9 protein-coding genes are annotated in these 15,651 nt (G+C 58.0%); 2 read left to right on the top strand and 7 right to left on the bottom strand.

The window, feature by feature from the left end; all coding sequences use genetic code 11:
- Window positions 1–153: 153 nt before the first annotated feature.
- On the bottom strand, window positions 154–1,437 hold the full coding sequence (locus tag ACYZTW_RS30625; protein WP_462002978.1) for an aspartate aminotransferase family protein: 1,284 nt from the start codon (window positions 1,435–1,437) through the stop codon (window positions 154–156).
- 169 nt (window positions 1,438–1,606) lie between these two features.
- Here ACYZTW_RS30625 and ACYZTW_RS30630 point away from each other — a divergent pair, with 169 nt between their 5' ends.
- Entirely contained in the window at window positions 1,607–2,536 is a 930-nt protein-coding gene (locus ACYZTW_RS30630; RefSeq protein WP_462002979.1) for a LysR family transcriptional regulator, read from the top strand.
- Between the two features lie 227 nt (window positions 2,537–2,763).
- Here ACYZTW_RS30630 and ACYZTW_RS30635 read toward each other — a convergent pair whose 3' ends face one another.
- The 4 genes from ACYZTW_RS30635 to ACYZTW_RS30650 form a co-directional block, all read right to left on the bottom strand.
- The gene (locus ACYZTW_RS30635; protein WP_462002980.1) at window positions 2,764–4,542 is read right to left on the bottom strand and encodes an acyl-CoA dehydrogenase C-terminal domain-containing protein; all 1,779 of its coding nucleotides are present in this window, start codon (window positions 4,540–4,542) and stop codon (window positions 2,764–2,766) included.
- A gap of 186 nt (window positions 4,543–4,728) precedes the next feature.
- Window positions 4,729–6,525 (bottom strand): acyl-CoA dehydrogenase C-terminal domain-containing protein, encoded by a 1,797-nt coding sequence (locus tag ACYZTW_RS30640; protein WP_462002981.1) that lies wholly within the window; start codon window positions 6,523–6,525, stop codon window positions 4,729–4,731.
- A 90-nt stretch (window positions 6,526–6,615) separates the two neighbouring features.
- Complete coding sequence (locus tag ACYZTW_RS30645; RefSeq protein WP_462002982.1) at window positions 6,616–7,905, bottom strand: GGDEF domain-containing protein; 1,290 nt, start codon at window positions 7,903–7,905, stop codon at window positions 6,616–6,618.
- 152 nt (window positions 7,906–8,057) lie between these two features.
- Window positions 8,058–10,211, bottom strand: a complete 2,154-nt coding sequence (locus ACYZTW_RS30650) for a cytochrome-c peroxidase (RefSeq protein WP_462002983.1) — start codon at window positions 10,209–10,211, stop codon at window positions 8,058–8,060.
- 1,148 nt (window positions 10,212–11,359) lie between these two features.
- On the opposite strand from ACYZTW_RS30650, the gene ACYZTW_RS30655 reads away from it, so the two are divergent.
- Window positions 11,360–13,114, top strand: coding sequence for a hypothetical protein (locus ACYZTW_RS30655; protein WP_462002984.1), 1,755 nt, complete (start codon window positions 11,360–11,362; stop codon window positions 13,112–13,114).
- A 79-nt stretch (window positions 13,115–13,193) separates the two neighbouring features.
- On the opposite strand, the gene ACYZTW_RS30660 is transcribed toward ACYZTW_RS30655, so the two are convergent.
- On the bottom strand, window positions 13,194–14,999 hold the full coding sequence (locus ACYZTW_RS30660; RefSeq protein ID WP_462002985.1) for a phenylacyl-CoA dehydrogenase: 1,806 nt from the start codon (window positions 14,997–14,999) through the stop codon (window positions 13,194–13,196).
- A gap of 277 nt (window positions 15,000–15,276) precedes the next feature.
- Entirely contained in the window at window positions 15,277–15,573 is a 297-nt protein-coding gene (locus ACYZTW_RS30665) for a pyrroloquinoline quinone biosynthesis protein PqqE (RefSeq protein WP_462002986.1), read from the bottom strand.
- Window positions 15,574–15,651: the final 78 nt, after the last annotated feature.

The following is a 15,651-nucleotide window of genomic DNA, read 5'->3' on the forward strand; positions in this document are numbered from 1 at the left end:
CCATTCGTCAGGGTTCAGTGCCATCACGTCCGAGACGTGAAACCTTTCCGGCGAAATTCACAGACAAAAAAACGCCCCACGCCAAAAGAATCAGGCATGGGGCGATGCGTTATACCGCGAGACGGTTCGGGAATTCGTGTAGGGCGGGTCTGATCAGACGGCAATCCCTTTGCGGCACTGCAGTTGCGCAGTGCGCACGCGGGAGAAGGCGCGGGCCAGGCGCAGGAGCATTTCGTCGATGTTGGCTTTGCTGACGGTCAGGGACGGGGTAAAGCGCAGACAATCAGGCTGCGGAGCGTTGAGCAGCAGGCCTTCGTACATCGCAGCTTTAACGACGGCGTCAGCCGATTCGTCGGACAGGTCAAGGCCCCAGAACAGTCCTTGCCCGCGCAACTCGCCATGACCATAGCGATGGGATAAACGCTGCAGACCTTCGCTCAAGTGCTGACCGGTTTCCCCGACATGATCGAGAAACCCCTTGTCCTGCACGCTGTCGAGCACGGCAAGACCGGCAGCCGTCATCAGCGCATTGCCATGATGAGTACCTGTCACTTCGCCGACCTCGAAACAGCAGGCCTTGCCCCGCGCCAGCAACGCCGCCAATGGCACGCCACCGCCCAGTCCTTTACCGAGAACAACGATATCTGCCCGTACGCCGTAGGATTGTTCGGCGAGCAAAGTGCCGCAACGACCGATACCGGTTTGCACTTCGTCGAAGATCAGCAGAATGCCCAGCTCACGACACAGGCGCTCGACCCCTTTGAGGTAATGCTCAGTGGCCGGTATCACCCCGGCCTCGCTCTGGATCGGTTCAAGCATGATCGCCACGGTCTGGGCATCGACGGCCGCATGCAAGGCCGGAAGGTCATTGAACGGAACGTGATTGAAGCCTGGAAGCAGCGGCTCGAATCGGTTAGTCAGATTCGAACTGTCCGACGCCGATATCGTCCCCAGACTACGGCCGTGGCAACCTTTGTTGGCAACGATGATCCGCGAAGCCCCGCCGCGATGCCGTTGGCCCCATTTGCGCGCCAGTTTGATCGCCGCTTCACAGGCTTCGCTGCCGCTGTTGAGCAGGTACGCCTGATCACTGCCGGTGCTGGAACACAGCCGCTCAGCAAGATTGAGCATGCCGCGGTTATGCAGGCCGAAACCAGGGTTGATCAGCGACTGAGCCTGCGCCGCGATGGCGTTGACCAGAACCGAAGGGCTGTGTCCGAGGCTATTGGCCCCGCCACCCTGTGAGAAATCCAGATAAGCACGGTCATCGCTGTCCCACAACCATGAGCCCTGGCCGCGCACGAATATCTGTTTCGGTCGCTCGACACTGGGCATCAGGCACTCGCTGGAAAGATTGTCGCCTTTGAACGGCAAGAAGGTGCCCACAGCCAGGTCATCAAGACTCGGAGGATTTCGCCGCAAATTAAACAGGTTCATCTGATCAAACCTCGTGCGAGGTTTTTTGCCTTACCTATGTAAACACCATCGAAGCAAACGGTATTCATCGCGCTCTGTGGCCCTGTAAGCCTTGTGAATGCGGTTAGACTAGGCTCACGAAAGGCCTTGAGCCATTTCGATTTCCCAGTATTTTCGATAAGCACACCTTATGGATTTCAAGCAACTGCGTTATTTCGTCGCGGTCTACGAAGAAGGTCATGTGGGCCGGGCTGCCGAGCGGCTTTCAATCTCCCAACCGGCACTGTCCCAGCAGATCCGCCACCTCGAGCAAAACCTCGATGTAAGCCTGTTCGAACGCAGCAGCAAACGCCTGCTGCCAACCCTGGCTGCTCATACGTTGTACAACCATGCCCTGCCCTTGCTGGATGGATTGCAACGGGCACGGGAAGCCTTGGGCAACTTCAAGGGTCAAGCGCTGCGCACCTTGGCCATCGGTGTATTGCAAACTGTCCACACCAGCCTGGTGCCGCAGATGCTCGAGCGCGTGCGCAAGGCGCAGCCGCATTTGGTGGTGCAGATCTATGAACTGACGGGGTTGGAAATCGAGCGGCGCTTGCTCAACGGTTCTCTGGACATCGGCATCAGCTATCTGCCGCCTCGTCAGCCGGGGCTGCACGGCGTGATGCTGTACGAAGACGAGCTGACCCTGGTCATCCCGGCAGACCATCCGTTGCGGGAATTCAAGAAAGTCTCGATGAGTCAGGCCGCCGAATTGCCGATGTTGTTGCTGGGTGAAGAGTTTCAAGTGCGGCAGATCTGGCAGGCGCAACTGGCAAGCCTCGGACGACGCCCGCAGGTACAGGCCGAACTGAACAACATGGCGGGGATTCTCGACAGTTTGCCGCACACACGACTGGCGACGGTGTTGCCCGGGCGCTCGCAACAGGCACACGGCAACAAGGAACTGTTGTGGAAACCACTGAGCGAGCCGCGGGTGCCGCTGAAAGTCGGATTGGTGTGTCGGGATGTGCAGCGACAACAGACCTCGCTGGCCTTACTGCGTACGTTGCTGGAAGAAGTGATGAATGGCTCGGAGGGGCGTTTGAGCAGCCCGGCAACACTGGATGAAATGACCTGAGCACTTTTCTGCAGGCAAAAGAAAACCCCGCCGAAGCGGGGCTTTGCAGACTGTTTCCCTGACATCCATTTCACTCCGCCGTCCTGGCAGAATCCTACGTGTCCGTGTTGTTGCTTTGCGCTTCCTGCGCGACGTCCATGTGAAGTAGATTAGCTGTGGATCCAATCTTCATCTATGGGAGAAGAGCAGCACGTCATGTAAGAGAATGCTTACATGACATTACAGTGTCAGAACTGCCCTGCGTCCAGCAGGAACAATGACTCGCTGCCGGCCTTCACCGACGCGCTCAACGAGTGAATACGCGGCAGCAGACGTGCGAAATAGAAGCGCGCCGTGCCCAACTTGCTCGCGTAGAAATCGTCCTGCGCTTCTTTGCCAAAAGCGGCCTTGGCCATCAGTGCCCACATGTACGCATAAGCTGTGTAACCGAATGCTTGCAAATACTCGACCGAAGCGGCGCCGATTTCATTCGGGTTGTTTTTCGCCCGGTCCAGCAACCAGGCGGTCAGCTCATCGAGCGTGGTCACGGCATCGTTCAGCGGCTTGGTGAACTCGGCCAGGTCAGCGCTGGCAGTCGCGGTGAAGTGACGGATCTCGTCAGCGAACAGGTTGTAGAACGCCCCGCCGGTGCCGACGATCTTGCGTCCGACAAGGTCGAGCGCCTGAATGCCGTTGGTGCCTTCGTAGATCTGGGTGATGCGCACGTCTCGGACCAATTGCTCTTGGCCCCACTCACGGATGTAACCGTGGCCGCCGAACACCTGCTGACCGTGAATGGTGGTTTCCAACCCGAGGTCGGTGAGAAACGCCTTGGCCACCGGGGTCAGCAAGGCCACCAAATCTTCCGCGCGCTTGCGGGTCGTGGCGTCTTCGCTGAACTTGGCGGTGTCCAGTTGCATGGCCACGTACGTCGAGAATGCACGACCGCCTTCGTTCGAGGCTTTCATGGTCAACAGCATGCGACGCACGTCCGGGTGGACGATGATCGGGTCAGCGACCTTGTCCTTGTTCTGCGCGCCGGTTGGCGAACGGCTTTGCAGACGGTCGCGGGCGTATTCGATCGCGTTCTGGTAGGAGCGTTCGCCGGTGGCCAGGCCTTGGATACCGACCCCCAGACGCTCGTAGTTCATCATGGTGAACATCGCCGCCAGGCCTTTGTTCGGCTCACCGACCAGGTAACCCACGGCTTCGTCGAAGTTCATCACGCAGGTCGCGGACGCCTGGATGCCCATCTTGTGTTCGATCGAGCCACAGTTCGCCGGGTTACGCGCGCCCAGGCTGCCATCGGCATTGACCATGAACTTGGGCACCAGGAACAACGAAATGCCCTTGGGCCCCGCCGGTGCGTCTGGCAGTTTGGCCAGCACCAAGTGGATGATGTTCTCGGTCAGGTCGTGTTCGCCACCGGTGATAAAAATCTTGGTGCCGCTGACTTTGTAGGAGCCGTCGGCCTGAGGCTCGGCCTTGGTGCGAATGATCCCCAGGTCAGTGCCCGCATGTGGCTCGGTCAGGCACATGGAGCCGGCCCAGACGCCTGCATACATGTTTGGCAGGTACGCGGCTTTCAGCTCTTCGCTGGCGTGGGCGTTGATCGACAGGCAAGCGCCAGCGGTGAGCATCGGGTACAGACCGAACGACAGGCTCGCGGAATTGACCATTTCTTCGACCTGAGCCGAAACAGCCTTGGGCATGCCCATGCCGCCGTAGGTCGGATCGCCACCGACACCGACCCAACCGCCTTCCGCGTAAGTCTGATAAGCCTGTGGGAAACCTGCCGGCGTGGTGACGGCACCGTCCGCCCAATGGCAACCTTCTTCGTCAGCCGCCCGGCTCAGGGGCGCGATGCTTTTGCTGGTGACCTTGCCGGCTTCTTCAAGAATGGCTTCGACGGTTTCCGCATCGACAGTCTCGGCCAGCGCAGGCAGCTCGGCCCAGAGTTTGGCGACCTCGAAAACTTCATTGAGGACGAAGCGCATATCGCGCAGGGGCGCTTTGTAGTCAGCCATGGCAAACCTCGCAAGATCTAAACAGGGGAGTCGTAGGAATGGTGCTTTCGTTGAGTTCGAGTGTAACCCAACAACTTTTACGACACATAGGGTCAACTCATGACCGTTTTGTTATTTTTAGTCACTGGAAAGCGAACCATTAAAGAAGCCCGCAACTAGGCGGGCTCTTTTACGTCGACTTGAAAACTATAGCGCGAATAACTCCGCAGGCAGGTTCATCAGACAATCGCTGCCCGCCTCAATGGCCGCCCGATGAGCTGCCGTGCGTGGTAGTAAACGTTTGAAGTAAAATTCGCTGGTCGCCAGTTTTGCCTGGCAGTAATCGGCATCGCCACTGCCCGAATCGAGCTGCGCCTGAGCGACCAGCGCCATGCGCAGCCACAAATAGCCGAGGATGATGTAACCGCTGTACATCAGGTAATCCACCGAAGCCGCGCCGACTTCATCCGGATTTTTCATCGCAGCCATGCCGACTTTGGTGGTCACCTCTCCCCACTGCTGATTCAGGTCGTTGAGCTGCGCCACGTAGCTGGCAAGTTGCGGATGTCCGGCGTTTGCCGCACAGAACTTGTGGACGATTTTGGTGAAGCCGCGCAGCAATTTCCCTTGGCTGCCGAGGACTTTTCGTCCAAGCAAGTCCAGCGCCTGAATGCCGTTGGTGCCTTCGTAGATCGGTGCGATCCGGCAGTCGCGTACCAGCTGCTCCATGCCCCACTCGCGAATGAATCCGTGACCTCCAAACACCTGCATACCGTGGTTGGTCACTTCCAGTCCGGTATCGGTCATGAAGGCTTTGCAGATCGGCGTGAGGAACGCCAGCAGGTCTTCGGCATCCTGACGCGCCGTCTCATCCGTACTCAGATGTGCCACGTCCAGCAACTGCGCAGTGAAATAAGTCAGCGCCCGATTGCCTTCGTTGAAGGCCTTCATCGTCAGCAACATCCTGCGCACATCAGGGTGAACAATGATCGGATCGGCGGCTTTTTCCGGTGCTTTCGGGCCGGTCAGCGAGCGCATTTGCAAGCGGTCGTTGGCGTACTTGATCGCACCCTGAAAGCTCGCCTCCCCCAGACACAAACCCTGCATGCCGGTGCCCAGCCGTGCATGGTTCATCATGGTGAACATGCAGTTCAGGCCCTTGTTCGGCTCACCGATCAAGAAGCCCTTGGCGTCGTCGAAGTTCAGCACGCAGGTGGCCGAGGCCTTGATGCCCATTTTGTGTTCGATCGAGCCGCAGGAAACGCCGTTGCGCTCTCCCGCCTCACCTTCGTCATTGGGTAGGAATTTAGGAACGATAAACAGCGAAATGCCCTTGGTGCCTGCCGGAGCGTCCGGCAGTTTCGCCAGCACCAAGTGAATGATGTTTTCACTCATGTCGTGCTCGCCGGCAGAGATGAAGATCTTGCTGCCGGAGATTGCATAGCTGCCGTCGGCCGCAGGCACGGCGCGGGTTTTGATGATGCCCAGGTCGGTGCCGCAATGGGCTTCGGTCAGGCACATGGTGCCGGTCCATTGGCCGGCAGTGAGTTTGCGCAGGTAAGTCTGTTTCTGTTCTTCGGTGCCATGGGCGTGGATTGCCGACATCGCGCCGTGAGTCAGGCCGGGGTACATGCCCCAGGAGGTGTTGCTGGAGCCGACCATTTCGCTGATGACCAGCCCCAGTGAACTCGGCAAACCCTGGCCACCGTAAACCGGATCAGCCGCCAGACCATGCCAGCCGCCTTCAACATAGTGTGCGAAGGCCTGCTTGAAGCCTGCAGGCGTCGTGACCACGCCATTGTCGAAATGGCAGCCTTCTTCGTCGCCGCTGCGGTTCAGCGGTGCAAGAACGTTCTCACAGAATTTCGCACCTTCTTCGAGGATCGCATTGACCATGTCCGGGCTGGCATCGGTGGCGCCCAGCGCGGCGTAGTTGCTGTGAAAATCGAAGACGTGGTCGATCAAAAAGCGCATGTCGCGCAGGGGAGCTTTGTACTCAGGCATGGTCATTTCTCCGGCAGCAGATTCCCCAAACCTACTGCCGCGCACCGGGCCTCACAATCACAGTCCAGACGCTGAATGCGCCATCATCACTCAATCAGTAGCGGCGTCCATGCGCACCGCGCCACGACGGGTCTGACCGAACGCCACCACACAGTTTCGCCCCGCCCCCTTGGCACTGTAGAGCGCCTCGTCCGCGGACTTGAGCACTTTTTCGGGGGTGCGCTGCTCCAGTCGTTCGGCCACGCCGATGCTGACGGTGACCGACACACTTGAGGCGCCCGAGCCCGCGCGACGTTGACGACCTTGCTGGTCGTCCTGAGGACGGCTGTCCTGATTGCGCAGCTGAATGTTGTAAGTGGCGATGGACTCGCGGATGACTTCCAGGTGCGGCATGCACTCTTCGAGAGTCTTACCTGCGAACACCAAGGCGAATTCTTCACCACCGTAGCGATACGCCCTACCGCCACCACCGATTTTCGACAGTTTGCTGGCGACTAGTCGCAGCACCTGGTCGCCGACATCGTGACCGTGGGTATCGTTGAATTTCTTGAAGTGATCGACGTCGCTCATCGCCAGCACGTAATTGCGCCCCAACCGCTGCATCCGCTCGTTCAAGGCGCGGCGGCCCGGCAGACCGGTGAGTTCATCGCGGAAGGCCATTTGGTAGGCCTCATGGGCGACCGCTGCGGCAATCATCAACATCACCTGACTACACATGATGTTCAGGGTGAACGGCAGGATGAAAGTTTTCGGCAGTGCCCAGAACAATCCGAGCAAACCCACCAGTTGGGCCGCGTGCAAGGGTCTGGGGTTACGCCAGTATTGCCAGCTCAGCAGCAAGAACGAAGCGATGAACACCGGATACGACAGCTGGATCAGGCTCATCCACGCGCCATGCAGCGCCGGCCAGCGGATTTCTGACAGCCATATCAACAGTGCCTGTGGGTAACTTTGCTCCACCCCCAACGCCACACTGCCAACGGCCAGCAAGACTGCGAAGCGCGCCACCATGTCCTGAAACAGGTGAGTGCGTTCCTGCCAGGCAGCGAACACGCCGAACATCAGTGGCAGCAACAGACAACACAGATGAAAAACCACCGCCGCATCTTCACGGACTTTGCCGTTGTCGCGGTAATAGTCGGTCTGGGTGTCGAGCAGGAAGTAGGCGATGTACACCGTGACCATCAGAAACAGCTCACGCTGACGTCGGTAAACCGCGCAGTACGCACCGCCGAGCAACAGCACCAGAGTGGGCAGCACGTTGAACAACGAGGTGAAGAAGACGTTGAGATCCTTGACATAGGCAGCTGCAAGCCCCGCAAGTAACAGCAGTAATGACGGCAGGAAATGACTGAAACGTACAGCGGAAGAACGCGGCAAGGGTAAAGCTCCGACCCGTCATATCAATAGATGGCATTGTGCCCACCTACTTTAACGGCAGAAACCCTGACTTTCTGAGTAATTTGCTAAGGTTTTTTTTGAAGCCGTGTAACTGGCTGCAACCGATGCAACCAGTTACACAAAATGAAGCATCAAAGGTCGTTGTAGTACGGCTGCAACGGCCCTTCCCTCACTTTGCGCCCTTCCGCGCCGACCGGTTTGAGTTTCACCACCGCATCCATGGCCCGCTGGGTCGTAATCTTCGGATTGACCGGTTTTGGCATGACCGCATTTTCATCCCCGACGTGGCCTTGATGAATCACCAGCGACGGATGATCGAACGGCGCTTGCTCCCACGCCACCCGCGGATCGGTCAAGCCGACCTCCATGAACTTTACCAGAGCATCGATTTCATCGGGCGTCAGGTTCAGCGGCGTCATGTCCGGATCGAGGTTCGAGGTGTTGTGCTGATTCACACTGGGATGATTGAAGCCGCTGGTGTTGTTCGCTTCCGAGCCACGCCGGTCACCGCCGCGGTTGTAGAACTCCATGACCTGTTTGAGCGTCGCCCGGCTGCCATTGTGGAAATACGGACCGGTCAACGCGATGTTGCGCAGCGTCGGGGTCTTGAAGGCACCATCCACTGCATCGCGGAAACCGACATTGGGTTTAAGCGTCGCATCGCAGGGGATTGCCGCGCTCAAGGGCACTTCGAAAGTGCAGACATCGACGTCAAGCGGGTCAGGCACGTTGCCGCCCTGGATTTGCGTGTTGTATTCACGGGTGAACGACAGCGGATTGCCCCACGCGTCCGTCCCGCCAAGCGCCAGGTCTTCCGACGTCGGGCGTACTCCGGTGTTGTAAAAACCGTTGTCGTAGAGCGTGGTCAGGTTGTCGGCCATGACCATCCGTTCAATGCGCTCGCGCGGATGAAACAGCAAACGGCTGCCGGCGTTGGTCAATTCTGCGCCGCCATGGCAACTGACGCACTTGCCCTTGCCGAGGAACAGGTTCATCCCTTCGACTTGCTGGGCATTCATTGCCTGATGATTACCTTGCAGGTAGGCGTCCAACGGCGCCTGGTCGGAAATCAGGGTCGATTCGTACATCTGGATCGCGAGTCCGAAGAACAGCGAGAAGTTGGCCTCCATTTGGGTAAACGGAGCGCCGCCGAGGGACACCTGTTGCGTGGCGTTCCACAGCCGTGGCTGGAAGGCCGCCTTGATCAGTTCACGATAGGTAGGCCGGGTTACATCGGAAACCCGGCCCAGCACTGAATCGGAGGGGGAAATCCGCTGCTCTTTGAGCAACATCGTGTCGAGCATGCGCCGGCCGATGTCCGCAAAGGTGCGTCCGCCGCAGGACATTTCCACCGCGCTACCGGGCGGCCCCACTGCTTGCGAGGCGGCAGACGCATCGTTGAGCGCCAGCCGCACTTTGGTCGCTACCCCGCTGCTATCGCGGGTGACGAAAATCCCGGCATCGGGGTCGCGATTGCCAAACGGCGAAAATCCGTTGAACACGTTGTTGGCCCGACCATCCCAGAAATTGCGCACGTTGAACGCGGCGTTGATCACCGTCGGCGCGTTACGCCCTGTCGCACGACGGACATTGATCCCGCCCACCTGGAAAATACCGTCCGGCTGCTGCGTGCACTTGTCGAAGCGCGATTGACGGGGCTTGACGAAGTTGGCGTCGAATACGCCTTGCGAGCCAACCACATCGTCGGTCGAATAGAGGATGGGCGAATTGCGATCGAGCGGATTAGCCAGCACGTGGGTGGGAAAGTCGGTTTTCTTGAGTGTGTAGTTCGGGCCGCCCTTGCCGCCGGACAGGGTCACGTAGGAAGCCACGTCGCCGGGGATATCCGAGGCTACAAACGGCTTGTTGAAGATCGACGCGACGTTGGCATTGGTGTTCGCCTGGCCGGGGTTGATCTGGTTGGTGATCCGGTGATCGACCCCGGCGTGGAAGTGGCAAGACGCGCAGGCGGTGGCGCCGTCGCTGCCAACCTCCATGTCCCAAAACAGGGCCTTGCCTAAGAGAACCGCCGCGCTGCGATTGAGGACATAGTCGGTCATCAGATCGACTTTGCGTCCGCCTTCGGTTCCCGAGGGGTCAGGGGGTGTCATGCCACGCAAGGATTGCAGAGTGGGCACGTCGGGCACAGGCAGATTGACCTCGGGCGCGGCGGCGGCGGCGGCGGCGGCCCATGCACTCATGCCCGGCAGACCGCTGGCGAGCAGAGCGCCCGCGATTGCACAGGCCAGACGGCGAGTTCGAAAGATGCTCAAGTATTTAACCATGATCACATTCTCGATCCAGTACGGAGTAGCCAGGCTCCGTGATTATCCTGTTGCGATGAACTCATCGCGATGAATCCTGCTACTTGTACCTGCGATCAAACCAACGCAAAAGTTGGCGGGCAGGGAATGGCCTCACTGCCAAAGTACACGCTTGGCTCAGGCTTTATTAAACATTGCTCTGTCGCACCTCCGAGGGCGCTCAATCCAACTCTAGCTGTAACAAAAAAATTTCAACAGTAAAAATCAATATTTTTTATTTTGACGCGACCAAGTAAAAAACTGCTTCACAAAAACGCCGATAGAGCACATCAACAGCAGTTGCACACATCCCCTAGGTACCGGTGTACTTCCCCCCCATTTCTGGGTGGCATTCCCCAACAGAAACTGCCAAGCGTCCAATAACATGGCTGTAAGCGTTGATTTAGAAGGCTTAAAGCACATCAACTGCGCCTTTCAATCAGCTGGCAGGGTAATTGCTATTACCAACAACGCATCGGCGGCGTGCAGTGTAGACACCGCTTGCCAGTGAGCAGTAAGAGTCGACTGGCATTAACTAACCACAGCAACCCCATGCGTGCGCAAGTTGCACTGCGCGAGCTATGGCTTTTATTTTATATCAAAGATAAATCAACTTTTATTGCGACCACTCCAGCAAACCCTACTTGCCAACCATCACCATTCAAAGTACATATAGACAACATTTCTCATTAACTTACTTATGGAAAAACCCAGCCTGAAACTGCGACTCAAGCTACTTATTGCACTCCCTAATATGGGCATGTATCCCCCCCTATATTGGTGAATATCCATCGGCAGCCTTTCGCGCAATGCCAGCAACAGCGGCGCAGCCCGCATTTTTATTGCACTCGCGATGATTGGTGCCGTTCAGGCACGACAACTGCTTAGTACGCCTCGGCTCAAGGAAATGTCTTTCGCGATTGTGTCTCTAACCGGCCAACACACGCGCAATGCATCTGAAGGGTGAGTGGCAATCGTGTATCCACCGTACAAAATCGCAGCCACTTTCCCTCTGGATCGAGCCAGCTCGACGCTCACACCTTCCGTCTTTCTTGCGCGGGATTCAGCGCATCAGCAGGCCTGCGAGTCGATTGGCCGGCAACTGGTCCCGCAAGATTCTGGAGAGAACCATGAGCTTATCTCTACACACAAAGACGCTCGCTATACCGCCGCTCCACAAACGACTTAACAGTAGGCTCGGTCGCCACGCGCTGCTGGCCTGTTCAGTTGCCCTCGCACTGACCGTTGGAGTAGGAGGTGATGCATTTGCAAAAGGGGGGGGAACCGCCAAACCCGTCAAGGGCGCACCCTCGCCGTTCTCGACCCCCACACTGCCCGATCCGGTATTCACCAACCCGGATGCGATTCACGGCTTCGACGTCACGGGTTTTATCCAGAACATGACCCTGGATCCCTCCAATGTGAACTGCCCGAATACCAGCGATCCCGGTCGTTTCGGGGGCACGGTCCAACTGAACGGGGTAACAATCACAGTCCCCTGCAACACGGTTCTCCAGATGCCGGCCAATACCCTGACCTGGGCTGATTTTGTCAGGGGAGGACCGCTGGGCCTTAACAAGGCGCCGTTGTCGTACCCCTCGTTCGAAATCCATGTGGTTGGCAATACCGTCGCCAACAAGCAGATCGCCGGGTTGATCTTTGTCTCCCAGCAATCCGCCAACGCTGGCAGCGGCTACATCACCAGGATCGACTACACCACCGGCAACATCGAAATTGACAGCGGTAACCCGCTTCAACCGACGATCATCCAGATCAACGATCCGAATGGGCGCTTTGGCCGCGCGCAAAGTCCCGACCCTCGTTTCTCCGTCGATGACGCGAACCCGACGATTCACTCCGCCACTGGCTACCCGATGTGCGTGCCACGCACGATTTCCGGTGACGACGCACTCTGCCCACAGAAAAACCGGCCAAAAGTGGTGACTCCGACCACGACCAACAACTGCCGGAACTTCAGCCAGGCCGGTGTAACGCCTCCAGCCAGCGGCGAGCTTTCCCCTCCGGTTCCGGGTCAGGCCTACTGCAGCCAGTACGTCATGAAAAGATTCAGCGATGCTTCGCGTACGGCGACAGACCCCGACCCGACGCAACAGGCGCCCTTTGAAGTCGGCGACTTCATCAGCTACGCGGGCACATTGTTCAAATCTGCGACAGCGGGTACCCCGGACTACATTTCTGCACACACGATTGAAGCTAACATCGGGATCTACACCCAGCCAGGTACGCAGCCCAGCTACCTGTCTATCGGAGAGTTTGGTATCGGTACCGCCGACCCCTCGGCAACGGCCATCAATGGTGTAGCGCAGGAAACGCAGGACCGGATATTCCTTGAAGCATCGACCACCGACATCAAGACTCCGGTCGACATCTATCTGATAGACGTCAATCCTTCGACGGGCTTACAAACCAATCGCTGGATTACACCCTATGAGATGACGGGCGAATGCAACCCTGCCCTGACGCTTGCTGCAAGTTGCTTTGGGGTTTCGGGCGGCATCACGACCCAGAACACGGGTCCTCAGCCACAACGCGCCAGGCTTCGTGCAACGAAGGCACCGACAGGCCTCCTCAGCCAGCCGACCCGTACCTTGCGTGTCGTTTCGCGCTCACTTTGCGTTCCTCAGTTGACCGCTTCCCAAACCGCCGTCGACAGCTGCATCCAAAATGCCGGCAGGCTGGCGGTGGCCAATGGTCTGACAGCCGGCCAGTATGTGGCGCCGGTCTTTGAGTTCATCTTTCCCGAAGGCGTCAAGCCAGGCGACCCTGTCACCCCGAACGACTTTTGGCACCTGCCGTTCCTGCGTAACGGAGAAGGCGTCAGCACACCGACCGGTGTCGGTCCTCTGGACCCGACCCCGTGGTGAGCCGAGGCTGATGAAGGCGTAAAAAAAAACCACCGTTCCCGAAGGAGCGGCGGTTTTTTTTCGAAGGACGCGTTAAGGCTTAGTAGCCCAGCGCGAAGTTCTCTTCTTTCATGTCCATCAGGTTGTTGGCGCCCGACAGCATGGTGACAACATGAGTGCGGGTACGCGGCAGGATGCGCTGGAAGTAGAAGCGCGCAGTCTGCAGCTTGGCGGTGTAGAACGCTTCTTCGGTAGTACCGGCAGCCAGTTTCTCGGCAGCCAGACGCGCCATGTCAGCCCAGAAATAAGCCAGGCAGGCGTAACCGGAGTACATCAGGTAGTCCACCGACGCGGCGCCGACTTCTTCACGGTCTTTCATGGCCGCCATACCGACCTTCATGGTCAGCTCGCCCCACTCTTTGTTCAGCGCCGCCAATGGCTCGACGAACTCTTTGACCGCTTCGTTGCCTTCGTTGGTCTGGCAGAACTTGTGGACGATCTTGGTGAAGCTTTTCAGGGCTTCGCCTTGAGTCATCAGTACTTTACGGCCCAGCAGGTCGAGTGCCTGGATACCGGTGGTGCCTTCGTACAGCATCGAAATGCGGCTGTCGCGAACGTTCTGCTCCATGCCCCACTCAGCGATGAAGCCGTGGCCGCCGTAGATTTGCACGCCGTGGTTGGCGGATTCGAAGCCGACTTCAGTCATGAAGGCTTTGGCGATTGGCGTCATGAAGGCCAGCAATGCGTCGGCTTTCTTCTTCTCTTCTTCGTCCACGCCGTATTTAACGATGTCGACTTGCTTGGCCGTGAAGTAAACCATCGCGCGGTTGCCTTCGGCGAAGGCCTTCATGGTCAACAGCATGCGACGTACATCAGGGTGCACGATGATCGGGTCAGCAGCTTTTTCCGGCGCTTTCGGGCCAGTCAGGGAGCGCATTTGCAGACGATCACGAGCGTATTTCAGGCCGCCCTGGAAGCCGATTTCGGCGTGAGCCAGACCTTGCAGCGCAGTACCCAGACGGGCGGTGTTCATAAAGGTGAACATACAGTTCAGGCCTTTGTTCGCCGGGCCGATCAGGAAGCCGGTAGCCGCGTCGAAGTTCATCACGCAGGTGGCGTTGCCGTGGATGCCCATCTTGTGTTCCAGGGAACCGCAGGTCACAGCGTTGCGAGCGCCGATCGAACCGTCTGCGTTCGGCATGAACTTGGGAACGATGAACAGCGAAATGCCTTTGGTGCCAGCCGGTGCATCCGGCAGACGTGCCAGCACGATGTGGACGATGTTGTCGGCCATGTCGTGTTCGCCGGCCGAGATGAAGATCTTGGTGCCGGAGACTTTGTAGGAACCGTCGGCTTGAGGTTCGGCCTTGGTGCGCAGCATGCCCAGGTCGGTGCCGCAGTGCGGTTCGGTCAGGCACATGGTGCCGGTCCATTCGCCGGAAACCAGTTTGGTCAGGTAAGCCTCTTGCTGCTCGGGCGTACCGTGCTCGGAAATGGTGTTCATCGCGCCATGGGACAGGCCTGGGTACATGCCCCACGACCAGTTGGCTTCGCCGACCATTTCGCTAACGGCCAGACCCAGAGACTCTGGCAGGCCCTGGCCACCGTGCTCTACGTCGTGGGCCAGGCTTGGCCAGCCGCCTTCGACGAATTGTTTGTAGGCTTCTTTGAAGCCAGTCGGGGTTTTGACGCCGGATTCGCTCCAGGTGCAGCCTTCGGTGTCACCCACGCGGTTCAGCGGAGCCAGCACCTGCTCACAAAACTTGGCGCCTTCTTCGAGAATGGCGTCAACCATGTCTGGAGTTGCGTCCTGGCAAGCCGGAAGGCTCTGATAGTGCGCTTCGTAGCCGAGCAGTTCGTCACGAACGAAGCGAATATCACGCAAGGGGGCCTTGTAGTCAGGCATAGCGATAAACCTCTGCTGATGTAACCGGGAATGAACGACCGCGTTGATTTGTTGTTGCGGTCAAACAGTTGTTTGAAACATACGTTTACGCCTAAATCTTGTCAAGCGCCGATCTTTTGCCGTTCGTCATCACGCGACGCAAATGCCAGACCCACAGCAACGCAACATCGTCGCCTGAGCAATACGCTGTGGAGGAAAGACTAGTTGAGAGAGAAGGATTCACGCAGAAAAACGCCGCGAATAGTCGCGGCGTTGAGGGAGCGGATTCAGCGAGGGATCAGACGAAGGTATCAATCAGCGTACCGAGCACTTCGTCGGATGCCTTGGCGACTTTGACACCCAGTTCAACCTGAAATTTGCCCTGGGACATCTCGACCACATTACTGGCCAGGTCCGACTGCTGACTGCGATCCACCGAACGCAGACGATCAACTTGAGCCTCGGAAGACTGGCTGGTCACTGAACGCTCGATCGTCGTGTTGGCGATCTGGCCGGAGGCTTGATCGACACGGTTCTGCCCTGTCTGAATGGTGCTCAGACCGGCATAAAAAGCGGTGTTTCCTGAGATTTCCATGGGAGAACTCGTCCTACAAAGGATCAACAGCGGCCATTGAAGCAGACCCACTGACAAAAGGCCCGACAAAAACACTAA

This window comes from Pseudomonas sp. LB3P25 (assembly GCF_054897985.1).